The organism is Gluconobacter oxydans (assembly GCF_006539685.1).
Taxonomy (GTDB): domain Bacteria; phylum Pseudomonadota; class Alphaproteobacteria; order Acetobacterales; family Acetobacteraceae; genus Gluconobacter; species Gluconobacter oxydans.
In genome coordinates, this window is the sequence record NZ_BJNM01000002.1 from 55065 (window position 1) to 78193 (window position 23129).

The 23129-nt window shown below is 60.4% G+C and carries 25 protein-coding genes; 20 read left to right on the forward strand and 5 right to left on the reverse strand.

Translation table 11 applies throughout. From position 1 onward, the window contains the following. The first annotated feature begins 24 nt into the window (after positions 1-24). The 16 genes from rpsN to GOX01_RS01235 all read left to right on the forward strand — a co-directional run bounded on the left by rpsN (position 25) and on the right by GOX01_RS01235 (position 9823). Entirely contained in the window at positions 25-330 is a 306-nt protein-coding gene (gene rpsN, locus GOX01_RS01160) for a 30S ribosomal protein S14 (protein ID WP_011251953.1), read from the forward strand. 12 nt (positions 331-342) lie between these two features. Next, complete coding sequence (gene rpsH, locus GOX01_RS01165) at positions 343-741, forward strand: 30S ribosomal protein S8 (protein ID WP_011251952.1); 399 nt, start codon at positions 343-345, stop codon at positions 739-741. Between the two features lie 10 nt (positions 742-751). Next, complete coding sequence (gene rplF / locus GOX01_RS01170) at positions 752-1288, forward strand: 50S ribosomal protein L6 (RefSeq protein ID WP_011251951.1); 537 nt, start codon at positions 752-754, stop codon at positions 1286-1288. Then, positions 1288-1650: a 50S ribosomal protein L18 gene (gene rplR, locus GOX01_RS01175; RefSeq protein ID WP_011251950.1), complete on the forward strand. Its 363-nt coding sequence runs from the start codon at positions 1288-1290 to the stop codon at positions 1648-1650. The genes rplF and rplR overlap by 1 nt, the downstream gene beginning before the upstream one ends. 12 nt (positions 1651-1662) lie before the next feature. Then, on the forward strand, positions 1663-2238 hold the full coding sequence (rpsE, locus tag GOX01_RS01180; protein WP_011251949.1) for a 30S ribosomal protein S5: 576 nt from the start codon (positions 1663-1665) through the stop codon (positions 2236-2238). Further along, a complete protein-coding gene (gene rpmD / locus GOX01_RS01185; RefSeq protein ID WP_011251948.1) occupies positions 2231-2419 on the forward strand; it encodes a 50S ribosomal protein L30 in 189 nt (62 codons plus the stop codon). The genes rpsE and rpmD overlap by 8 nt, the downstream gene beginning before the upstream one ends. A gap of 1 nt (position 2420) precedes the next feature. After that, on the forward strand, positions 2421-2909 hold the full coding sequence (rplO, locus tag GOX01_RS01190; RefSeq protein ID WP_011251947.1) for a 50S ribosomal protein L15: 489 nt from the start codon (positions 2421-2423) through the stop codon (positions 2907-2909). Between the two features lie 97 nt (positions 2910-3006). After that, positions 3007-4380 carry a preprotein translocase subunit SecY gene (gene secY, locus GOX01_RS01195; RefSeq protein ID WP_011251946.1) on the forward strand — a complete coding sequence of 458 codons (1374 nt, stop codon included), beginning with the start codon at positions 3007-3009 and terminating at the stop codon, positions 4378-4380. Then, positions 4377-4958: an adenylate kinase gene (locus GOX01_RS01200; RefSeq protein WP_011251945.1), complete on the forward strand. Its 582-nt coding sequence runs from the start codon at positions 4377-4379 to the stop codon at positions 4956-4958. The genes secY and GOX01_RS01200 overlap by 4 nt, the downstream gene beginning before the upstream one ends. 216 nt (positions 4959-5174) lie before the next feature. Beyond that, entirely contained in the window at positions 5175-5552 is a 378-nt protein-coding gene (gene rpsM, locus GOX01_RS01205) for a 30S ribosomal protein S13 (protein WP_011251944.1), read from the forward strand. A 57-nt stretch (positions 5553-5609) separates the two neighbouring features. Next, positions 5610-6008 carry a 30S ribosomal protein S11 gene (gene rpsK, locus GOX01_RS01210; protein WP_141259239.1) on the forward strand — a complete coding sequence of 133 codons (399 nt, stop codon included), beginning with the start codon at positions 5610-5612 and terminating at the stop codon, positions 6006-6008. Positions 6009-6140: 132 nt separating this feature from the next. Then, positions 6141-7160 (forward strand): DNA-directed RNA polymerase subunit alpha, encoded by a 1020-nt coding sequence (locus GOX01_RS01215; RefSeq protein ID WP_011251942.1) that lies wholly within the window; start codon positions 6141-6143, stop codon positions 7158-7160. A 27-nt stretch (positions 7161-7187) separates the two neighbouring features. Beyond that, entirely contained in the window at positions 7188-7610 is a 423-nt protein-coding gene (gene rplQ, locus GOX01_RS01220; protein ID WP_011251941.1) for a 50S ribosomal protein L17, read from the forward strand. A 339-nt stretch (positions 7611-7949) separates the two neighbouring features. Beyond that, a complete protein-coding gene (locus GOX01_RS01225) occupies positions 7950-9260 on the forward strand; it encodes an MFS transporter (protein WP_011251940.1) in 1311 nt (436 codons plus the stop codon). 106 nt (positions 9261-9366) lie between these two features. After that, positions 9367-9591, forward strand: coding sequence for a hypothetical protein (locus tag GOX01_RS01230; RefSeq protein ID WP_024717238.1), 225 nt, complete (start codon positions 9367-9369; stop codon positions 9589-9591). A 61-nt stretch (positions 9592-9652) separates the two neighbouring features. Then, positions 9653-9823 (forward strand): DUF1328 domain-containing protein, encoded by a 171-nt coding sequence (locus tag GOX01_RS01235; protein WP_011251938.1) that lies wholly within the window; start codon positions 9653-9655, stop codon positions 9821-9823. Between the two features lie 63 nt (positions 9824-9886). Here the strand turns inward: GOX01_RS01235 and GOX01_RS01240 are convergent, their stop codons facing one another. The 4 genes from GOX01_RS01240 to GOX01_RS01255 are packed head-to-tail and all read right to left on the reverse strand — an operon-like array spanning position 9887 to position 19289. Continuing rightward, the gene (locus GOX01_RS01240; RefSeq protein WP_011251937.1) at positions 9887-11431 is read right to left on the reverse strand and encodes an efflux transporter outer membrane subunit; all 1545 of its coding nucleotides are present in this window, start codon (positions 11429-11431) and stop codon (positions 9887-9889) included. Continuing rightward, entirely contained in the window at positions 11431-14709 is a 3279-nt protein-coding gene (locus GOX01_RS01245; protein ID WP_062269168.1) for an efflux RND transporter permease subunit, read from the reverse strand. The genes GOX01_RS01240 and GOX01_RS01245 overlap by 1 nt, the downstream gene beginning before the upstream one ends. Continuing rightward, entirely contained in the window at positions 14706-17906 is a 3201-nt protein-coding gene (locus GOX01_RS01250; protein ID WP_062269163.1) for an efflux RND transporter permease subunit, read from the reverse strand. The genes GOX01_RS01245 and GOX01_RS01250 overlap by 4 nt, the downstream gene beginning before the upstream one ends. A gap of 39 nt (positions 17907-17945) precedes the next feature. Beyond that, positions 17946-19289 carry an efflux RND transporter periplasmic adaptor subunit gene (locus tag GOX01_RS01255; RefSeq protein WP_011251934.1) on the reverse strand — a complete coding sequence of 448 codons (1344 nt, stop codon included), beginning with the start codon at positions 19287-19289 and terminating at the stop codon, positions 17946-17948. Between the two features lie 281 nt (positions 19290-19570). Here GOX01_RS01255 and GOX01_RS01260 point away from each other — a divergent pair, with 281 nt between their 5' ends. The 4 genes from GOX01_RS01260 to GOX01_RS01275 all read left to right on the forward strand — a co-directional run bounded on the left by GOX01_RS01260 (position 19571) and on the right by GOX01_RS01275 (position 22425). After that, positions 19571-19861, forward strand: coding sequence for a CsbD family protein (locus tag GOX01_RS01260; protein ID WP_011251933.1), 291 nt, complete (start codon positions 19571-19573; stop codon positions 19859-19861). A gap of 76 nt (positions 19862-19937) precedes the next feature. Further along, positions 19938-20573 (forward strand): DUF4339 domain-containing protein, encoded by a 636-nt coding sequence (locus GOX01_RS01265; protein ID WP_011251932.1) that lies wholly within the window; start codon positions 19938-19940, stop codon positions 20571-20573. A 146-nt stretch (positions 20574-20719) separates the two neighbouring features. After that, on the forward strand, positions 20720-21343 hold the full coding sequence (locus GOX01_RS01270; protein WP_011251931.1) for a ribonuclease HII: 624 nt from the start codon (positions 20720-20722) through the stop codon (positions 21341-21343). Further along, positions 21340-22425 carry a site-specific DNA-methyltransferase gene (locus GOX01_RS01275; RefSeq protein ID WP_011251930.1) on the forward strand — a complete coding sequence of 362 codons (1086 nt, stop codon included), beginning with the start codon at positions 21340-21342 and terminating at the stop codon, positions 22423-22425. Before GOX01_RS01270 ends, GOX01_RS01275 begins: the two co-directional genes overlap by 4 nt. Positions 22426-22498: 73 nt before the next feature. Here GOX01_RS01275 and GOX01_RS01280 read toward each other — a convergent pair whose 3' ends face one another. Then, a complete protein-coding gene (locus GOX01_RS01280; RefSeq protein ID WP_062269802.1) occupies positions 22499-23116 on the reverse strand; it encodes an ankyrin repeat domain-containing protein in 618 nt (205 codons plus the stop codon). Between the last annotated feature and the right edge of the window lie 13 nt (positions 23117-23129).

Sequence of the window (23129 nt, forward strand, 5' to 3'; positions counted from 1 at the left end):
ACAGGTTCCGGGAGAAAATTCGAGATGGCGAAGGTCTCAGCGGTAAACCGTAATAACCATCGCGCTGCCCTGGTGAAGCGCGACAAGGAAAAGCGGACCGCTCTCAAGAACATCATCAAGGATCGCACTCTGTCGGTTGAAGACCGCTTTGATGCGACCCTCAAGCTGGCCCAGATGCCGCGTAATGGATCCGCCACGCGCGTCCGTCTGCGTTGCAAGCTTTCTGGTCGCCCCCGTGCCAACTATCGCAAGTTCGAGCTGAGCCGTATTGCTCTGCGTGACCTTGCCTCCGCCGGCCAGATTCCTGGCATGGTCAAGTCGAGCTGGTAAAGGGTAGATCGAATGTCTTTGTCTGATCCACTGGGCGATATGCTGACCCGGATCCGCAATGCGCAGCGTGCCCGTCATGCTGTCTGCGTTGCGCCTGCATCCAAGCTGCGCGCAAGCGTTCTGGAAGCTCTGAAGCGTGAGGGCTACATCCGTGGCTTCGCAGCTGAGGAACTCCGCAAGGGTGTTGCACAGCTCCGCATCGAGCTGAAGTATGTAGAAGGCCAGCCGGTCATCAAGGAAATCCATCGCGTTTCCAAGCCCGGCCGTCGCGTCTACTCGAAGATCAAGGAACTTCCGCGCGTTTATGCCGGCCTTGGTGTGTCGATCCTGTCCACCCCGCGTGGCGTCCTGTCGGACGTCGAGGCTCGCGCTGCCAACGTTGGCGGCGAAGTCCTCTGCCGCGTCTTCTAAGGAGGATCGCATGTCTCGCGTAGGTAAATATCCCGTCGAAGTTCCGGCTGGCGTGCAGGTTTCCGTTGCTGACGGCTTCTTCAAGGCCAAGGGCAAACTCGGTGAACTGACCGTTCCGGTGTCCCGTCACGTGGAAGTCAAGATTGAGGGCAGCAACGTTTCCGTCGCTCCTGTCGGTCGTCGCTCCCGTGAAAACTGGACCATGTGGGGAACGACCCGCGCTCTGATCGCCAATACGGTCAAGGGCGTGTCCGACGGCTTCTCCAAGGGGCTTGAAATTCAGGGTACGGGTTTCCGTGCTGCTGTTCAGGGCTCCAACCTGGTGATGAACCTCGGTTTCTCGCACGATGTTGTCTATCCGATTCCGGAAGGCATCAAGATCACCACTCCGCGTCCGACCGCGATTGTCGTTGAAGGTAACGACAAACAGCGTGTTGGTCAGGTTGCGCTCGATATTCGCAGCTTCCGCAAGCCTGAGCCTTACAAGGGCAAGGGTGTTCGGTACGAGACCGAGGTTCTGCGTCGTAAGGAAGGTAAGAAGAAGTAATGGCATCGCAGCAAGGATTGCAGGAACGTCGCCGTCAGCGGCTGCGCTTCCAGCTTCGTCGCAAGAGCGGCGGCCGGCCGCGTTTGTCGGTCTTCCGTTCCAGCAAGCACATTCACGCCCAGATCATCGACGATGCACAGGGCCGCACACTTGCCAGCGCTTCCACGCTGGAAAAGACGCTCCGCGACGCTGGCAAGACCGGCGCCGACGTGTCTGCGGCTACGGTTATCGGCAAGCTGATTGCCGAGCGCGGTGTTGCAGCTGGCGTCAAGACCGTCGTGTTCGACCGCGGCTCTTATCTGTATCATGGCCGGGTCAAAGCCCTGGCAGAGGCTGCCCGTGAGGGCGGACTCTCGTTCTAAGGAGGATCACACATGGCACGTGAGCCAAGAGAAGGCGGCCGTGGTGGTCGTGAGCGCGAGCAGGGCGATGATCTGGTCGACAAGCTCGTAACCATCAACCGTGTCGCCAAGGTCGTGAAGGGTGGTCGCCGTTTTGCGTTCGCTGCCCTCGTGGTTGTTGGTGACCAGAAGGGACGCGTTGGTTACGGTGCGGGCAAGGCCCGTGAAGTTCCCGAGGCGATCCGCAAGGCAACCGAGCGCGCGAAGCGCACGATGATCCGCGTACCGATGAAGGAGGGTCGTACCCTTCATCACGATACGTTCGGTCACTACGGTGCCGGCAAGGTTGTTGTCCGTGCGGCTGAAGCCGGTACGGGTATCATCGCCGGTGGTCCGATGCGTGCAGTGTTCGAAAGCCTCGGCGTCAATGACGTTGTGGCCAAGAGCCTCGGTACGCGGAACCCGCACAACATGATCAAGGCAACCTTTGCTGCGCTTGAGAAGGCCAGCAGCCCGCGTCATGTTGCTTCCCGTCGCGGCAAGAAGGCTGCAGAACTGTTTGGCAAGCGCGAGCAGGGCCAGACGGAAGCGGAGGTGACAAATGGCTGAGAACGGCAAGACCGTCCAGGTTACGCAGATCGCATCGGTCATCGGTCGTAAACCGGGCCAGGCTGAGACCATCACCGGTCTTGGGCTGCGTGGAATTGGTTCCACGCGTACGCTGGAGGATACTCCGGCCGTGCGTGGAATGATCCGCAAGGTTGCCCACCTCATCAAGGTGGAGGGTTGAAATGAACCTCAACGAACTGCGCGATAACGAGGGCTCTCGTTATCGCAAGAAGCGTCTCGGACGCGGCATCGGGTCCGGCAAGGGCAAGACGTCGGGTCGTGGCGTCAAGGGTCAGAAGGCTCGTGAGGGCGTGTCCCTCAACGGCTTCGAGGGTGGCCAGCTTCCGCTGTACCGTCGTATGCCGAAGCGTGGCTTCGTGAACATTTTCCGCAAGGAATATGCTCCGGTGAACCTCGGTGCGATCTCCAAGGCCATCGAAAGCGGAAAGCTGGACAAGGCTGCAACCGTCAATGAGGAGGCCCTGCGCAAGGCTGGTCTCGTCAACGGTAGCAAGCTGGCCGGTGTCCGTCTTCTTGCCCATGGTGAGCTTTCGCATGGTGTGACCATCGAAGTGGCTGGCGCTTCCGCTGCGGCTCTGGCTGCGGTTGAGAAGGCTGGCGGCACCGTCAAGGTGCTCGAAACCAAGAAGGAAGCTCAGGCTGACGCCTGATATTTCTTCTCCGGGCTTGGGCCCGGAATAGGGTTGGATAGTGAACAGCGTCCCGTGCTCTCGTGCGGCGACGCTGTTTTCATGAAAGGACAGGTGGATGGCTTCCGCAGCAGAGCAGCTCGCCGCCAATCTCAATATGAGTTCGTTTTCCAAGGCGACCGAACTCAAGAAGCGCATCTGGTTCACCCTGGGTGCGCTGATCGTCTATCGGCTTGGCACGTATATTCCGGTTCCCGGCGTGGATGCGACCGTGATGGGGCAGCTTCTTGCCCAGCATCAGGGTGGTATCCTGGGGATGTTCGACATGTTCACGGGTGGTGCGCTTGGGCGTATGACCGTGTTCGCGCTGAACATCATGCCGTATATCAGTGCCTCGATCATCATCCAGCTTCTTTCCACGGCGCTTCCGTCCATGGAAGCAATGAAGAAGGAAGGTGAGGCGGGTCGTAAGAAGCTCAATCAGTACACGCGCTATCTTACGGTTTTCATCGCCCTTTTTCAGGCCTATGGCATTGCTGTCGGGCTTGAGAACATGACGGCGCATGGTGCGAATGCTGTGGTGGCCCCTGGGATGTTCTTCATTGCATCCTGCGTCGTGACGCTTGTGGGCGGCACGATGTTCCTGATGTGGCTTGGAGAGCAGATCACGTCCCGAGGTGTTGGGAACGGGATTTCCCTCATCATTTTCGCGGGTATCGTGGCGAACCTGCCGCATGCTCTGGCCAGTCTTTTCGAACTGGGACGGACAGGGGCTCTTTCGCCCATTTTCGTTGTGATCTTCCTTGTTCTGGCGATTGCCGTCATTGGCTTCATCGTCTTCATGGAACAGGCACAGCGCCGCGTCGTGATCCAGTACCCGAAGCGTCAGGTTGGAAACCGCATTTTTGGCGGTGACTCCACCCACATGCCGCTGAAGGTCAATACGGCCGGTGTCATTCCGCCGATCTTTGCATCCTCTGTTCTTCTGATTCCGGTGACCATCTCCGGCTTCATGAACGGGCATTCGATGCCGGGATGGCTCTCGGTTCTGGGTCAGCAGCTGGGGCAGGGACAGCCGCTGTACATGCTGTTCTATGCCGCGATGATCCTGTTCTTCTCCTATTTCTATGCGGCGATCACATTCAATCCCGAGGAAACGGCAGAGAACCTGCGCAAGCAGGGGGGCTTCATCCCCGGCATTCGTCCAGGTGCAAGCACTGCAACGTATTTCGACAAGATCCTGTCCCGTCTGACGGCGATCGGTGCGATGTACCTCGTGGTGGTCTGCCTGTTGCCGCAGATCCTGATCAGCAAATATAACGTGCCGTTCTATTTCGGCGGCACCAGTCTGATCATTATCGTGTCGGTCACGATTGATACGGTGACACAGGTTCAGTCCCATCTGGTGGCGCATCAGTATTCGGGCCTGATCCGCAAACAGCGTAGCCGCGGTTCCCGTGGTGGTATTCCGGGAGGCTCGAAGCGTCGATGAACATCATTCTTCTTGGCCCGCCGGGGGCAGGCAAGGGAACTCAAGCCAAACGTCTTGAAGCTCTCTATGGCCTCAAGCAGATTTCCACTGGCGACATGCTGCGGGCGGAAGTCGCTGCGGGTTCGGCGATTGGCAACGAAGCCAAGGCGATCATGGAGAAGGGGCAGTTTGTTCCCGATCCGATTATCGTCGCCATGATCCAGAACCGGATTGCACAGCCGGACTGCGAGCGGGGCTTTATTCTTGATGGCTTCCCGCGGACCGAAAGTCAGGCTGAGGCGTTGGACACCATGCTATCCGCTCGTGGCCTGACGATCGATGCCGTTATCCTTCTGGACGTCAACGAAGAAAAACTCGTTGAGCGGATCGCCAGTCGCTGCGGCGAAGATGGTACGCGGCGTCCGGATGACAATCCCGATGTGGTCCGTGCCCGTCTGGATGTCTATCGCAAGCAGACCGCGCCCATCCTTCCTTATTATGAGAGGGCCGGGCGTCTGCTGCATGTTGATGGTATGAAAGACGTTGAGAGCGTTGGCAAAGAGATCGATGCCATCGTTGCGGCAGCGAAGAAACACTGAGCATTCTGATGGAATCACGAAAAAGTGATCTCTATCATTTGACTCAGGTAGGGTGGGCAGTATATTGCGCGCCCTCGACACAGGTGCAGTCAGACCGTGTATGCGCATGCCGGAATCGGCAGGTGACAGGTCCGGCTGCGAGATAATCGACCTGGCCACGGCTAGGCACGTAACAGTCTGGTACGGCCCTGAGCCGTTCCAATGGGAGTAACAGGCGTGGCACGTATTGCCGGCGTAAACATTCCGACCAACAAGCGGGTCGTCATTGCCCTGCGTTATGTCTACGGCATCGGCCCGTCGACGGCGCAGTCCATCTGCAACAAGCTCGAAATCCCCGATGCCAAGCGCGTCAACGAGCTGTCTGACGATGAAATCGTGAAGATCCGCGAGCTGATCGATTCCGAACTGCGCGTTGAAGGCGACCTCCGTCGCGAGACCGCAATGAACATCAAGCGTCTGATGGACCTCGGTTGCTACCGTGGCCTTCGTCACCGTCGTGGCCTGCCGGTCCGCGGTCAGCGCACGCACACGAACGCCCGTACCCGCAAGGGCAAGGCCGTGGCGATTGCCGGCAAGAAGAAGGTCACGCGCTAATCCGCGCCTGACATCTTCATCGACGTTTTTCGTTAAACTTTTAGGACGACCTCTCTCATGGCCAAGGCCGCTGCTCCGCGTATCCGTAAAAAGGAACGCAAGAATATCATTTCCGGTGTTGCTCACGTGCTTTCCACGTTCAACAACACCATGATCACCATTTCTGACGCACAGGGCAACGCGATTGCCTGGTCGTCGTCGGGTGCGCAGGGCTTCAAAGGCTCCCGTAAGTCCACGCCGTATGCTGCTCAGGTCGCTGCAGAAGATGCCGGCCGCAAGGCACGCGAGCATGGCATGGAAACGCTTGAGATCGAGGTCTCCGGTCCGGGTTCGGGTTCGGGGCGTGAAAGCGCTCTCCGTGCCCTTCAGGCCGTAGGGTTCAACATTACGTCCATCCGCGACATGACGCCCGTGCCGCACAATGGTTGCCGTCCCCGGAAGCGTCGTCGCGTCTGAGTGATGCTTTGCTGCGTATCGTGCGCGATACGCAGCATCTGTAAGTGATTGCATCTTTTGCCGCACCTTCGGTGCGGGCCCAGGTGCCGCCAATTTCCCTTGGCGTGCTTCGTTGTTTGAAAGGCCACGACCTTGGTTCTCCAGAAAAACTGGCAGTCCCTCATCAAGCCGGAGAAGCTTGAAGTCGAGCCCGGACCGGTTGCCTCGCGCATCGCCACTGTCGTGGCCGAGCCTCTGGAACGCGGCTTCGGCATGACGCTCGGTAACGCACTGCGTCGTATTCTCCTGTCGTCGCTGCAGGGCGCCGCCGTGACTGCCATCCAGATCGATGGCGTGCTGCACGAGTTCTCCGCCGTGCCGGGTGTTCGCGAAGACGTCACGGACATCGTCCTGAACGTCAAGCAGCTCGCCCTGCGTATGCATGGTGAAGGCCCCAAGCGCATGATCCTGACGGCCACGGGCCCGGGTGAAGTGACGGCTGGCCAGATCCAGGCGGGTCATGACATTGAGATCATGAACCCCGATCTCGTGATCTGCACGCTCGATGACGGCGTGAAGCTCGGCATGGAATTCACCGTCAATATGGGCAAGGGCTATGTTGCAGCAGCGGCAAACCGTCCGGAAGATGCCCCGATTGGCCTGATTCCCATCGACGCGATCTATTCGCCGGTGCGTCGGGTTTCCTACAAGATCGAGCAGACGCGTGTCGGTCAGGTCACTGACTATGACAAGCTGCTGCTGACGGTCGAGACCAACGGTGCGGTGACGCCGGAAGACAGCCTGGCTCTTGCAGCCCGGATTCTTCAGGATCAGCTGCAGCTGTTCATCAACTTCGATGAGCCGCGTCCGGTCCAGCATGAAGAGCCGCAGGATGACCTGCCGTTCAACCGCAATCTTCTCCGCAAGGTTGACGAACTCGAGCTGTCGGTGCGTAGCGCCAACTGCCTCAAGAACGACAACATTGTCTATATTGGCGATCTGGTGCAGAAGTCCGAACAGGAAATGCTCCGTACGCCCAATTTCGGGCGCAAGTCGCTCAACGAGATCAAGGAAGTTCTCACCGGTATGGGGCTGTCGCTCGGCATGAGCGTCCCGGCCTGGCCGCCCGAGAACATCGAGGATCTGGCCAAGCGTCTCGACGAGACGTTCTGAGAACTTTCAAGGTAAGGAAAACTAGCAATGCGTCATGGTGTGAGCGGGCGTAAGCTCAACGTCACCTCTTCTCACCGCGCTGCCATGTTCCGCAACATGGCCGTGGCTCTCATCAAGCACGAGCAGATCACGACGACGCTGCCGAAGGCGAAGGAACTTCGCCCGGTGGTCGAGAAGCTGATCACGCTCGGCAAGCGTGGCGATCTGCACGCCCGTCGTCAGGCTTTCGCACAGCTGCGTGACGACGCCGTCGTGACGAAACTGTTCTCGGCTGTTGCCGAGCGCTACAAGGGACGTGCCGGTGGCTACTCCCGCGTCCTGAAGGCTGGCGTCCGTTATGGCGACAATGCCGATATGGCCGTGATCGAACTGGTCGATCGTGATGTCGCTGCAAAGGGCCAGGACAGCGGACCGAAGCAGAACGTTGCAGAGGAGCAGGAAGCCGCCTGAGGCTCCTTGTTTTCGAAGCTTTAAAAAAGGCCGGGGCAGGAATGCTCCGGCCTTTTTTGATTCGTGGTTTCTTTGCCACGATGTTGTGTGATATGCAGTCCCCACTCTTTGCAGACCCATTCCTGTCCTGTGTCGGGACAGCGTGAGATTCCGTTTCCTCACGGGAGCGGTTCCCGCCCTTTTTGGAGAACGTTCCGCCGTTCTTCGCGGTGGGTCTGCACAATTCTGAGAAACAGGTCCGAGCACTCTCGTAGGGCCTGCCACGACGCATCGAATATGTATCCTGGCAATGAGGCCCGGATGGGTTCGTGATGCGTCTAGCGTTTGGAGAGCGTTATAATGTCCGAATCTTCCCCCCCCAAGCACGGGCTTGCGGAAGCCCTTGGGATACCCAGAGCCCTGTTCTGGGCATTTGTGGGACAGCTCCTGTTCATGGTCGGTGATGGCGTGGAGGCGGGGTATCTCGATACCTACATGCTTCATCACGGCCATACGCAGGGTTTCGTGAACGAAATGTTCACTTTCTACGGAATCACCGTGATGATCGCCGCCTGGTTCTCCGGGCCGTTGTCGGATCTCATGGGGCCGAAGAAAGTCATGTGGCTTGGTCTCGTCCTGTGGGCCATTCTTGAAGTGGGCTTCCTGTCCCTGGGTCTTGGACCCAACAGCGGACCGATGATCCTGCTTTTCTATACGCTTCGCGGCTTTGCCTATCCGCTTTTTGCGTATGGCTTCCTTGTCTGGATTGCCGCTGCCACGCCGACCGCCATGCTGGGTTCGGCTGCTGGCTGGTTCTGGTTTTCCTTTTCGGCCGGCCTGCCGACGCTTGGCTCGCAGTTCGCGCGTTTTGCCATTCCGCAGATCGGTGAGCTTCGGACCTTCTGGTGCTCCCTCGGACTGGTGATCATTGGTGGTCTTGTCGCTCTGCTGTTTACGCATGAGCCGACCGGCAAGAAGCGCCTTCTGCCGGACCATGTTCCGACCAAGGACATTTTCTTTGGTTCCATGAGCATCATGTGGCGTGAGCCCAAGACGCTGATCGCCGGTATCGTCCGTGTGATCGACACGTCTTCGGAATATGCATTCCTGGCGATCATGCCGGCGTTCTTCGTCGACCATCTCGGCTTTTCCCTCGGCCAGTGGCTGAACCTGCTGTCGCTCATCTTCCTGAGCAACATCCTGTTCAACCTTGTCTCGGGTATGGTTGCCGATAGCCTTGGGCACCGGTTCGTTGTCGCCGTGTTCGGTGGCATTGGCGGCTTCATCGCCATTCCGCTGTTCTATTATGTGCCGCTGTGGTTCCCCGGAAACTTCTGGGCCGTGGCCGCCGCAGGCATCTTCTACGGTGCGACCGTCGCAGCGTTCGTTCCGCTGTCCGGCCTGATGCCGCAGATCTGCCCGCGTGAGAAAGCGGCGGCTCTGTCCATTCTGGGTCTGGGTGCAGGTGCATCCACTTGGGTTGGTCCGGCAGTTGTGGCCGGCTGTGAAGCGGTCTTCGGTCCGGGCATGCAGTATGTGATCTGGACCTTTGCCGTGATCTATCTGGCCTCTGCCGGCATGACGACGGCTCTGACCATCTCGCCGGAAGCACGTCGCTACAGCGAAGAAGCTGCAGCACGGGGCGAGAGCGCTCCAGTGGTTGGGCACTGAGTTCAGGGCATTTCGTCATTGCTCTGACACTGTAAAAGAAGGGGGCAGTCCGGGATCGGGCTGCCCCCTTCCGCGTTGGGAGGCAGTCATGTCAAGGAGAAGAGCTATGGACGCCGATCTGGAACAGTATCTGGAGGCAGGGGTAGGGCGGTTGCAGGACGATGCCAGCGCCTGTCCCTGGATGAACGGTCTTGAGAAAAAAGTTTCCAGTGCAGCAAGAGAAACTGAGGCACTTGTCAGCGATTTGATGGTGGATCAGCCACTGTTCTGGTTGCTGACCTCGTTTTTCATCGGGATTTTGTTGGGAAAAGGTCTTTTTCGGAAAAGTTAAACTTCCGCAGGCTCGTCACGTTACGACATGACCACGAACTCTTGGGCGAGGAGCCTGCGTCATGCTGCACTATGCGATTGTTTTCTTTATCATTTCCATCATTGCCGGTGTTTTCGGCTTTTCCGGTATTTCGGCCGCAACGGCTGGGATCGCCAAGCTGTTCTTCATCGTCTTCCTGGTGCTGGCAGTGCTGGCCATTCTCGCAGGTGTCGCGGGGCTGCACGCTCTCTGATTCCGGCAGACGGGGCGGATATGAAAAGGGCGGGTGCCAATGGCCCCGCCCTTTTTCTGTGCTTCAGTTTCCGTTCTTGTCCCTCTGGATGAAGGACGGAAGCAGCGGATTGTCCGTCTGGAGCGAGTTTTTGCTCGGAAGCTGCTGCGTGGTCCAGCCGCCGCCAAGATCCGTTATCAGCTTTACTTCGGCAAGGAACTGCTGCTGCCGCACGCTGAGCTGGGTTTCCTGATATTGCAGGGCATTCTGCTCGGCCGTGATGACCGTCGTATAGATCTGGGTTCCGGCAAGATATTCGTTCATCGAAACCTGAACCGCGGCCTCGGCGGATTTTACGGCAGCATTCTGCAGGGCCAGCTGCTGATCGAGATAATGCAGACCTGACATCTGATCCTCGGTGTCCTGCAGCGCGGCCAGGACTGTCTGACGGTAGGTGGCGACAGCGTTGTCGTAATCGGCTTCTGCACTGCGAACTGCAGCGGAGCGCGAGCCGCCCTCGAAGATGGTCTCCGTTGCCGCGGCGCCAAGGCTCCAGGTCCGGGTAGCGGTCTGGATCAGCTGCTGGAGCGGATTGCCGCTGTAGCCGTAGGATGCGGAGAGTGTGACCTGTGGGAAGAAGGCCCCGATCTCGTATCCGATTTCGGCATTATAGGCTTCCATGTTCCGCTCGGCCTGCGCCACATCTGGACGGCGCTGAAGCAGCATGGACGGGACCGCAGCAGGCGCCGGGGGGATCGTCTCGGGCAGAGGAGAGGGCGCCAGCGTGAGCTCTGCCGGAGCGCGGCCCGTCAGCATCGCGATGGCATGCTCATACTGCGAGCGGGCAATATGCGCGTTGGAGAGGCTGGCCTGTGTCGATTGCAGGAGATACCGGGCCTGAAGCACGCTTGCGGGATCGGCGACACCGGCTTCGAGCTGGTTCTGAAGGATCTCCAGGTTGTGGCGATACAGATCCACGTTGCGGGCATAGAGCGCAATCAGGCTGTCCTGATAACGCAGATCAAAATAATCCTGAGCCAGCTGGAGCTGATAGGACAGGCGCATGTTGGCAACCAGCGCGGCATCGGCCTGGGTTGCTGCAACCTGCTCCTGCACCTGACGGCGGATCATGCCCCAGACGTCCACGGTCCAGCTTGCGGAAGGGCCGGTCGTCCATGTGTTGGACGTGTAGGACCGGCTGGACGTGTAGGGAATGCCGTTGCTGGCATTCGAGGTGCTGCCGCCCTCCGAGTTGCGGTTGAAGCTGAACTTGCCGCTCAGGGTCGGGAACAGCTGCGCGCGGATCGAGTCAATCGTGGCGGCAGCCTTGCGGTACTGCGCCTCGTATTCCTTCAGGCTCTGATTGGATGTGGCAACCCGCTCTTCAAGATCGTTCAGGATGGGATCGTTGAAGATCGTCCACCAGTCTCCCTTGGGCATCTTTGCAAGATCCGGGGCGGCCATCTGCCAGCCGGGGGGCGGGGGGGCTTCCTTGAATTTGGCAGAGATGATGGCCTTCGGACGATGATAGTTCGGTCCGACCATGCCGCCGATGCAGCCGCTCAGGAAAGGCAGGGTCGCTGCCCCCAGCAGGGCAGTGCGCAGGGTAGACTTACGGAGGGCGGTCATCAGGACTGTGTTTCCCGGGAAGAAAGATGGAAGAAGGAGGCGATATGGGCCCGCAGACGGCCCATGGCGCGCCCGAACCGGTCGAGATACAGGAAAATGACGGGGGTGCTGTAGAGCGTCAGAAGCTGGCTGACCACGAGACCGCCAAGGATGGCGATGCCCAGCGGACGCCGCAGTTCACAGCCATATCCGTTGCCGATGATCAGGGGCACGGCGCCGAATGCGGCTGCCAGCGATGTCATGAGGATCGGGCGGAAGCGCAGATGGCTCGCCTGACGGATGGCATCCGTGGGGGACAGCCCTTCACGCTGCGCCACCAGGGCGAAGTCGATCAGCATGATGGCGTTCTTCTTGACGATACCGATCAGCAGGATCACGCCGATCATCGCCATGAGGGAAAACTCCTCACCACACACCTGAAGGGCCAGGATGGCGCCCACACCCGCAGACGGCAGGGTCGAGAGGATCGTCAGGGGGTGGATCAGGCTCTCATACAGAATGCCGAGCACGATATAGACGGCCGCGAGTGCCGCGAGGATCAGCAGGGCCTCGTTGCCGACCGACTTCTGGAAGGCCGCCGCGTTGCCGGCAAATCCGCCATGAATGTCCGCAGGGACATGCAGCTTGACCATGGCGGCCTGAACGGCATCGACAGCCGGACCAAGCGAGACGCCTGGGGCAAGGTTGAAGGAGATGGTCGTCGCGACGGACTGTCCGTCATGGCTGACGGTCAGGGTCGTGTTGGTGTTGCGGTGGCGCGAGACCACGGAGAGCGGCACCATCGTGGATGCGCTCGTGGCCACCGCGGAGCCGCTCGAGGCTGACTTGCCGCCGGCCAGCGCATTGGCCACCGAGTTCTGATAGGAGATTTCGCTCTCGGACAGGGTGGTGGTCGTGCTTGTGGCCTTGACGCGGATGTTGTTGGACGCCGTTCCGCCTGCGGCTGTCCCGCCCGAGATGCTGACCCACATCTGATCCAGCATTGACGGATCCTGCCAGTAGCGGGGGGCCGCTTCCATGACGACGCGGTACTGGTTGAGATTGCCGTAGATGATGGATGCCGAGCGCTGGCCGAACGCATCATAGAGCGTATTGGAAATCAGCTGCGGCGTGACGGAGTAGCGGGCCTCCGTATCGCGGTTGATCGCGATGTTGATGCCCTGTCCACCCTGTTCCACGTCCGAAGTGACGTCCATGAGTTCCGGCAGCTTCGAGAGCGCGGCCACGATCTTGGGCGTCCATTCGAACAGGTCCTCGGCGGAGGGGCCTTCCAGCGAATATTGATAGGCGGCATCGCCGGCGCGCGCGCCCATCCGCACGCTGCCCGGCGCCATCAGGCGGAGCTGTGCGCCGGGGATGTGGGAGAAGCGGCGGGTCAGGCGCTGAATGGTCGTGGCGAGATCGTCCGTGCGCTCGGATTTGGGCTTGAGGGCGACGAACATGTTGGCGGAGTTGGCCGAACGTCCGCCAACACCGCCCATGACGCCCACGACGTCACGATCGGATGCGACGGCTTTCATGGCCTTGACCACGATTTTCTGGAGCGCCTGGAACGAGATCGACTGGTCGGCAACGACGCGGCCCATGATCTGTCCCGTATCCTCGGACGGGAAAAAGCCCTTGGGCATCTTCACATACAGCACACCCGCAAGAACCAGCGTGGCGGGCAGGGACATCGCGATCAGGAACTGGTGCCCCAGCGCCCAGTCGAGGGAGCGTCCGTAACCTGCGGTAATGCCGTTGATCGAACGTTCGAGGAAGCGGCCGATCTTCTTCCACAGGCCCGGACCCTGATCGTCCGTATGGGTCAGGAGCTGGGCGCTGATCATGGGCGTCAGCGTCAGGGACAGGACCAGCGAGATGCAGAGCGTGATGACCATGGTCATCGCGAACTCGTGGAACAGGCGCCCGGCAATGCCGCCCATCAGCATGATCGGTGCGAAGACGACGATCAGCGAGACGGTGATCGAGACGACGGTGAAGGCCACTTCCGTCGTGCCCTTGATGGCGGCTTCCTGCCGTTCGTAACCCATCTCCATGTAGCGGGCGATGTTTTCCAGAACGACGATCGCGTCATCGACCACGAAGCCGGTCGAGATCGTCAGGGCCATCAGCGACATGTTGTCGAGCTGGTATCCCATCAGCGACATCGCGCCGAAGGTGCCAATGATCGAGACCGGAACCACGATGGCCGGGACCATGATGGCCGACAGGCTGCGCAGGAACAGCAGGACCACGACCACCACGAGCACGACGGCGATGATGAGCGTCTGTTTCGTATCGTCCAGCGAGGCCCGGATCGTTTTGGAGCGATCGATCAGGATCGAGATATCGGTGTTGCCAGGCAGGGCGGACTGCAGGACAGGCAGGCGGCTGCGGATGCCGTCGATCGTCTTGATGACGTTGGCCCCGCCCTGGGTGAACACGGTGCAGATGATGGCGGCCTGACCATTCAGGTAGCCAGCCTGACGGAGATCCTCGACGCTGTCATTGACCTCCGCAACATCCGTGAGACGGACGGGCTGGCTGTCACGGTAGGCGATGATCAGGTCGCGGTATTCTTCGGCCTTCGTGGCCTGATCGTTGGTGGAGAGCATCATGCGCTCGCCATTGGCGTCCAGAAAGCCCTTGGGCGTATGCGCGTTGGCGGATGCCAGGGCCGCGCGGAGATCCTCGAACCCGATCCCATAGCGGAACAAGCGCAAGGGGTTAATCTCGACGCGCACGGCCGGCAGGGAAGCGCCCCGGATGTTCACATCGCCCACGCCTTCGATCTGGCTGAGCTGCGGGATCAGGATATTGCTGGCGAAGTCGTAGAGTTCCTGCGGCGTCCGGGTGCTGGAGGTCAGCGTCAGCGCAAGGACGGGCGGCCCATTCGAGTTCGCCTTCCTATAGGTCGGGTTGCTGCGCAGGGTCGTGGGCAGATCCTGCCGCGCACCCTGCAACGCCGCCTCCACGTCACGCGCCGCGCCGTTGATATCCCGCGACAGGTCGAACTGCAGCGTGATGCGCGTCTGGTTGACCGTGGATTCCGACGTCATTTCGGTCACGCCGGAAATCGCGCCCAGATGCCGTTCCAGAGGGCCGGCAATCGTGCTCGCGATTTCGGACGGGGAGCCGCCGGGCTGGTTCGCGGTCACCATGATGACCGGGAAATCCACGTCCGGCAGATCGGCGACCGGCAGGGTAAAATACCCCATGATGCCGCCCATCACGAGAGCGACGGCCAGCAGCGTCGTGCCGACGGGCCTCAGGACAAAGAGGCGGACCAGATTCACGGAGCGCCTGTCTGCGGGTTGGAGGTCTGGGGCTTCGAAGGTGGGCTGCTGCGACGGTGACGCTTGATGAAAGCGCGGGTTTTCGTGCCGAGTTCATCCATGAACAGATAGATGACGGGCGTGGTGAACAGGGTCAGGAGCTGCGACATCATCAGGCCGAAGACAATGGCCACACCCAGCGGACGACGCAGTTCGGAACCGACACCCGTGCCAAGCAGCAGGGGCAGGGCGCCGAACAGGGCGGCCAGCGTGGTCATCAGGATCGGACGGAAACGGAGCATGGCCGCGCGCTTGATGGACTCAAGGGGCGTATGGCCTTCCAGACGTTCGGCTTCGAGCGCGAAGTCGATCATCATGATGGCGTTCTTCTTCACGATGCCGATCAGCAGCACGATGCCGATGATGCCCATGATGTCGAGATCCATCCCGAACAGATAGAGCCCGATCAGTGCACCGATGGCGGCCGAAGGCAGGGTGGAGAGGATCGTGATCGGGTGGACATAGCTCTCATAGAGAATGCCCAGCACGATATAGACCGCGATCACGGCCGCCATGACCAGCCAGACTTCGTTGGACAGCGACGAGCGGAACGCCGCGGCCGTGCCCTGGAAGGCGGTCTGGAACTCCGGCGGCAGGCCGATCTGCTTTTCCACGCGTTCGATGGCGTCGGTCGCGGTGCCCAGCGAATAGCCATTGGCCACGTTGAACGAGACGGTCGTGGCGGGGAACTGCCCGTAATGGCTGATCAGCAGCGGCGAGAGCGCATGGGTGATCGTCGTCACCTGCGACAGCGGCACGAGACCGGATGTCGGCTGGCGGGTCGGGCCGGACGTGCTGGCGCCGGCTTCGGACGAGATGCCCGGCAGGTAAAGCTGGCTCAGGGATGTCAGATCGGTCTGGAGCTTCGGATCGGCTTCCAGAATGACGCGGTACTGGTTGGACTGCGTGTAGATCGTGGTGATCTGGCGCTGGCCGTAGCTGTCATACAGAAGGTTGTCGATCGTCTGCGGCGTGATGGAGTAACGCGCGCCGGTCGGACGGTCGAGCGAGAGCTGGGCGACCAGCCCCTCGGCCTGAAGGTCGGACGTCACATCCGTCAGGGATGGCTCTTTGCGCAGCGCATCCACGAATTTCGGCACCCAGGTCTTGAAGGTGTCGTAATCCGGGTTTTCCAGCATGAACTGGTACTGCGTGGCGGAGATCGAGGAATCCAGCGACAGATCCTGGATCGGCTGGACATAGAGTTCGGCGCCGGTCACCTGCTGGCCGACGGAAAAGAGGTGGCGCAGGATCGTCTGAAGGTCGCTCGTCCGCTGTTCACGCGGCTTGAGGTTGATGAGGAAGCGGCCGACATTCAGCGTCATGTTCTGGCCGTCGATCCCGACGAAGGACGAGATGCTGGCGACGTCCGGATCCTTGAGGATCACGTCTCCAAGGGCGGCCTGACGCTCCTTCATGCCTTCGAAGGAAATGGCCTGCGACATCACGGAGATGCCCTGAATGACGCCCGTGTCCTGCGTCGGGAAGAAGCCTTTGGGAATGGTCCAGGCCAGAACGCCCGTCAGGATGATCGTGCCGACCGTGACCAGAAGGGTCGTGACACGGAAGCGCAGCACCACGTCGAGCCAGCGGCCATAGCCTGCGATCAGCGCATTGATGCCGCGTTCGGTGCTGTTGGACAGACGGCTCCAGAGCGTGTTCTTCGTGGACGGCGCGTGTGTATCGGAGAGCAGGCGCGCGCACATCATCGGCACCAGCGTCAGGGCGACGACGGCGGAAATGATGATCGTGATGGAAAGCGTCATCGCGAATTCATGGAAGAGACGCCCGACGACATCCTTCATGAATAGTAGCGGAATCAGCACGGCGATCAGCGAGACCGTCAGCGAGATGATGGTGAAGCCGATTTCGCCCGCGCCCTTGAGCGCAGCGGTATAGCGGTCTTCGCCAGCTTCGACATAACGCGCGATGTTCTCGATCACCACGATGGCGTCATCGACGACAAAGCCGGTCGCAATGGTCAGGGACATCAGCGAGAGATTGTCGAGCGAGAAGCCCAGCAGATACATCGCCGCCAGCGTACCGATCAGCGAGAGCGGAACGGACAGGCTCGGAATGATCGTCGCCGGAACGTTTCGCAGGAATACGAAGATCACGCCCACGACCAGCAGCATGGCCAGTGCGAGTTCGTATTCCACGTCATTGACCGAGGCGCGGATGGTGGTGGTCCGGTCGGTCAGGGGCGTGACGTCAATGCCGGGCGGCAGGTCGAGTTTGAGCTGCGGCAGGACGCGCAGCACGTTGTCCACGACGCCAATGACATTCGCGCCGGGCTGGCGCTGCACGTTCAGGATCAGCGCAGGCGTGCGGTTGGCCCAGGCGGCGAGCTGTGCGTTTTCCGCACCTTCGACGACGGTTGCGATGTCCCGCACGCGGATCGGACCGTTGTTCTGATACGCGATCACCTGATTCATGAGCTGTTCGACGGACTGGATCTGACCGTCGATGCGCAGGGAGGTGGAGCGCTTGGGACCGTCGAACGTACCGGTCGGGGAGTTGACGTTCACCGTGCTGATAATGGTGCGCAGCGTATCAATCGCGATGCCGTAGGATGTCAGCTTCGGGATGTTGACCTGGATCCGGTACGCCTTGCGGTTGCCGCCCGACAGGGTGACGAGACCGACGCCGGAAATCTGGCTGATCTTCTGCTCAAGACGTGTGTTGACGTAATCCTCGACTTCCGGAAGCGGCAGCGTCTTGGACGTGATGCCGAGCGTCAGGACGGGAGTGTCAGCCGGATTGACCTTTGCATAGATCGGGGGGGCGGGCAGATCGCTGGGGAGCAGGGAGGTGGCGTTGTTGATTGCGGCCTGAACTTCCTGTTCGGCCACGTCCATCGACATGTCGAGCCCGAAGCGCAGGGTCACGACCGAGGCTCCGCCCGAGGACTGGGACGTCATCTGGTCCAGCCCCGCCATCTGGCCAAGCTGGGTTTCCAGAGGGGCGGTGACGGACGTGCTCATCACGTCTGGCCCGGCGCCCGGATAGAAGGTCGAGACCGTGATCGTCGGATATTCGACCTGCGGCAGGGCTGACACGGCCAGGAAGTGATAGCCGAGCAGACCGCTCAGCAGGATGGCGAACATCAGGAGGCTGGTGGCAACCGGGCGCTCGATGAACAGGCGGGACGGATTCACGGTCTTGCTGTTCCCTAATCTTGCTGTTCTGGGCGGCGATCAGTGGTTGCCGGTATCGGCGGGCGAGGACGGATCGTTGGTTTTCTGCGGTGCGTCGGAGCTCTGCTGTCCGTTGTGGTGACGGCGGTGCTGACCGGCGGTCTGCTGCTCGGCTTCCGAGGTCTGCTTTGCTGCTGAAGACGTGTCGGGGATCGAAACTTTCTGGCCGGGGCGCAGATGGCTGACGCCGTCCGTCACAACACGGTCACCGTCGTTCAGGCCTTTCTGGATCACGGCGTTCGTGCTGTCGGTGGCACCCACGGTGACGGGAACGGTTTCCACGGTCATGTCGGATTTCACGCGGTAGACGAAGCGTCCGTCCGGACCGGTCTGCAGGGCATTGCCGGGGACGAGCAGGACATTATGCAGCGTCGTGACCAGCAGATGCGGATTGACGAACTGGTTCGGGAAGAGGCGTTCATCCTCGTTCGGGAAAATGCCACGCATCCGGACCGTTCCGGTCGAGGTGTCGATCTGGCTGTCGAGGGCCTTCACCGTGCCGGTGGCGAGTTTCTGGGTGTTGTCGCTGTTCCAGGCTTCGACCGTCAGTTCGCCGGATTCACGCAGATGGGTCGCGACTTCGCCAAGCTGGTTCTGCGGGACCGTGAAAATCACGGAGATCGGCTGCATCTGTGTCAGGATCGTCAGGCCGCCGGACTGACCCGCGGTGACATAGTTGCCCACGTCGAGCACGCGGATACCGACGCGACCTTCGACCGGCGCCACGATATGGCAGTACATCACGTTCAGCTCGGCATTGCGGACATTGGCGCGATCGTATTCGACCTGTCCTTCAAGCTGCTGCACCGTGAATTCCTGATCTCGGGCAGTCATGGCCGAGGTCGAGTTCTGCTTGATCAGGCGCTGGTAACGGGCATTGTCTACGCGGGCCTTTTCAAGCTGCGCAATATCGGCCGCAAGCGTGCCGCGATACTGCTCGAGCGTGGCCTCATAAGGACGCGGATCGATCAGTTCGAGCTCGTCACCCTTATGGACGTGCTGGCCTTCCTGATAATAGACGGCGGCGATATGGCCGTTGACGCGCGGTGTGATCGTCACGTTGGTGACCGGGACGACCGTGCCGATTTCCTGAAAAATGACGGGCATGTCGCCGATATGGGCGGTTGCGACAGCGACGGGCTGCACGCTTCCGTCAGCTGCTGCCCCGCGGGCGTGCTTGTGCGTTGCTCCATGGGGGCGGAAAACTGCGAACAGGATCAGAAGAGCGACCAGAAGGACAATTCCCCACAGGATCCAGCGCCGACGGGAGCGTGCGGGTGGGGAGGAGGACTGGGCTGTGCTGTTCGTAAGGCGGTCGTTTGAGCCGGCCGTCTGCTGATCCATGGTGGTTCTGTCTTTCCCGTATACCAGAGCACAGGGCTCTCAGGCGGCGATGCTGTGTGTTTTCATACCTATAAGGCAGGAGGCCAGCGCCTGCCATGACGCGACCTTAAATCCTGTTCAGTTTTGACAATGAAAATCAAAAAGAGCGCAAATGATACGCTTCGTTACCTTTTCCCGGGGCTTGTCTCTTCTGCGCTCAGGGATCATATCGGACAGGAACCGGATGCTCCCGTCGCGCGTTTGAATGCAGACACAGGTCTATCCGGACAGAGGAGAACAAGATGGCTGATACAACTGAGACGAAGGCCGAGGGCCTCCTGGACGAAGCCAAGGGCAAGGTCAAGGACGGTTTCGGCGGTCTGACGGGCGATGCGAAGCTCCAGGCCGAAGGCAAGTTCGACCAGCTTTCCGGCATGGCGCAGCAGGACTTCGCTGACCTGTACGACGAGGGTGAAACCAAGCTCGAAGCCGCGACGGCATTCGTTCAGGATCGTCCCCTGATCTCGCTGGTAATCGCGACGGTCGTGGGAATGATCGTGGGCGGACTGATGTTCGGTCGCAAAAGCTCCTGAGGGAGCAAGAGGCGCTTCGACCACAGCGGCGTCTTTGTGCTAGAAGCCTCCCGGAGTAATCCGGGAGGCTTTTTGCATGGAATGGTTTTACGAGAATAACGGGCAGCAGGCCGGTCCCGTCTCCCGTGAAGAAATTCTGCGTCTGATCATGCAGCAGCGCATCAGACCTGAGACGCTTGTCTGGACGTCGGAATTCGGAGACGTCTGGAAGCCGGCCAGCGCGGCGGGGCTGGTGTCTCCGCTGACGGGGCTGCTGCGCATGTCGGCCGGGATCTCGGAGCACTGGGCCTGGGTCCTGCTGGTCGGGCCATGGCTAATCCAGCGTCTGGCGCTTCTTGTTCTGGACTGGCGGCAGATCCCTGACAGCGAACGGATGGGGACTTTCTCCATCGTCGGAATGATGTCGCTGGCCCTGTTCTTTACGGCTTTCATGCTGGACCGGAACTCCATCCGTGAAAGCGGACAGACGCCGCCGGGCTTCTGGTGGTGGCTGTTTCTGCCCGGATATTTCTGGCGGCGCCGGCAGATTGTCGGGCGCGGACTGTCGCTCCTGATCGTCAGTCTTGTGCTGCTGGCGGCCAATGTGACGGAAAAAATCTATCAGCTGCCCCAGATCGAAACCGAGCTTCAGACCCGGCAGGGACAGCTGAATCAGCCTGCTCCCTCAACCCCGCCAGCCTCTGGTGAGGACAACGAGCAGGAAGAACTCTGACGGTGGTGGGAAAGAGTCTTTCCCACCACACTTGACAGATTAAACTTAGAAAACATGCATTTTTGGGCTTCCCTTTCGAGTCGCCATGATTCAAAACCGATTCGGTCACCTGGTTTCGGGGTGTCTGTCGGGGAGAATGCTCAGAAATGCCGGATTACGCCCTGGAAGCTGCCCATGGGGGGCTGGTCGTCGGGATCGACGAAGTCGGGCGTGGTCCTCTGGCAGGGCCGGTAGTGGCTTCTGCCGTAGCATTCACGGCTCCCCCCTCAGAAACCCTGTCTTCCCTCCTCGATGATTCCAAGAAACTGACGGCCCGTCGCCGGATGCTGGCCTATGAGGCCCTGATGGCCGATGAGCAGGCGCTGATCGGTATCGGCGCCGCATCCGTCGCGGAAATCGAGCGGATCAACATCGCCCAGGCCTGTTATCTGGCCATGCGGCGCGCTTTGTCCCGTCTGGGATGCACTCCCGATCTGGCGCTTGTGGATGGCAAACATGCCCCGAAGCTGCCATGCCCCATCAAAATGGTGATCGGCGGGGACGGGATCAGCCTGTCCATCGCCGCAGCCTCCATCATTGCAAAAGTGACGCGGGACCGCCTGATGGTGCGTCTGGCCGTGCGCCATGATGCTTATGGATGGGAGCGCAACGCCGGTTACGGCACGGCCGCGCACATGCAGGGTCTGAAGCTCCGGGGGGTGACACCCCATCACAGGCGCGGGTTCGCGCCGATACGAAACATGATTGAAGCAGAGGCACACGCAGCATGAGCGGTGAATTTCCCGTCGACCAGATCCTGCGTGGAGAATGCATCGAGACGATGAAGACGCTGCCCGATGGGAGCGTGGACTGCATTTTCGCCGACCCACCGTACAACCTTCAGCTGCGCGGTGAGCTGCGTCGTCCGGACGAAACCGTCGTGGATGGCGTGGATGATGACTGGGACAAGTTCGCGGATTACGCGACCTACGACAATTTTACGCGCGAATGGCTGAGTGAAGCGCGTCGTATCCTGCACAAGGACGGCACGATCTGGGTTATCGGGTCGTATCACAACGTCTTCCGGCTGGGTGCGATCATGCAGGATCTGGGGTTCTGGATCCTGAACGACATCGTCTGGCGCAAGTCCAACCCGATGCCGAATTTCCGCGGACGTCGTTTCACCAACGCGCATGAAACGCTGATCTGGGCCGCGCGCGGGCCGCAGAGCAAGTATCGCTTCAACTATCAGGCCATGAAGGCGCTGAACGACGATCTTCAGATGCGTTCGGACTGGTACCTGCCGCTGTGCACGGGCAATGAGCGTCTGAAAAATGAACATGGCCTGAAACTGCATCCGACGCAGAAGCCGGAAAGCCTGCTGCATCGCGTGCTGGTGGCCTCGACCAATGCCAATGACGTGGTGCTCGATCCGTTCTGCGGAAGTGGCACCACCCCTGCGATGGCGAAGCGCCTTGGTCGCCATTACATCGCTATTGAACGCCACCCGGACTACGTCAAAGCTGCCCGGGAACGCGTGGCGCGTGAAGAGCGCCTGACTTCCGAGCAGCTTGCGACGACGCCTGCCAAGCGCGAAATGCCGCGCATTCCGTTCGGCAGTTTCGTGGAAACCGGTGTCCTTCCGGCCGGGACGCTGCTTTACGACCGGCAGAAGCGGCTGAAAGCAACCGTCACGCCCGATGGCACGCTCGTGTCGGGCAATCAGCGCGGCTCGATTCACAAGCTGGGTGCGATGCTGACCAATGCACCGTCCTGCAATGGCTGGACGTTCTGGTATTTCGAGCGCGACGGCCAGTACGTCCAGATCGATGTGCTGCGTCAGGAAAGCCAGGCGCTCCGCAACGTCGGCTGACGCCCGGGGCAATGCTCATAAAAAAAGCCGGAGATCAGTCTCCGGCTTTTTTTATGTGTCTGGTGCAGAAATATCAGTGGCCTGCAAAACCAAGGAAGCCGACTGACGGGTCCGGTTTTCCACCGCTCGTATCGAAATGCGGCGACGCTGCGACGAGAGAGCGTTCCGGGGTGACGGATTTGCCACCGATCGTGAGATGGCCGCTGCCGTTCTTCATCTCGACGCCCTCGTCAGAGACGCTGTTCTCGATCTTGCCATCCGGGTTGTAGGTCCGCATCGACAGGAGCAGGAACATGATGTCCTTGCGGTTCAGGTCGATGGCCATGTCCAGCGGCGTCTGGTCCAGAACGTTGTGACCGCCCATGTCGGCACCGCGGTTGAGGGCTTCTTTCGCAGCATTGAGCGAGCCGCGGTTGATGGCATCGAACAGGGCGGTGGTCGGGTTCACGTCCGAACGGGCATGACCGGCATCGTCGTCGGATGCTTCTGCTCCGGGGAGGGCGGAAGGCGGTGCGGCGCGCTGGGCGGCCTTGCGGGCCTCGGCCTTCTTCTGGGCGGCTTCGGCTTCCTGTTCAGCCTCGGCGTCGTCGGCATCCTGAGCCTGGGCGTGATGCCAGGGTACGAGAATCGTCGGCGTCATTGCCAGAGCGGCAATGAGCAGCAGGCGGGGCAGGGTGGGGAGCAGTCGCATGATGCCAATATAC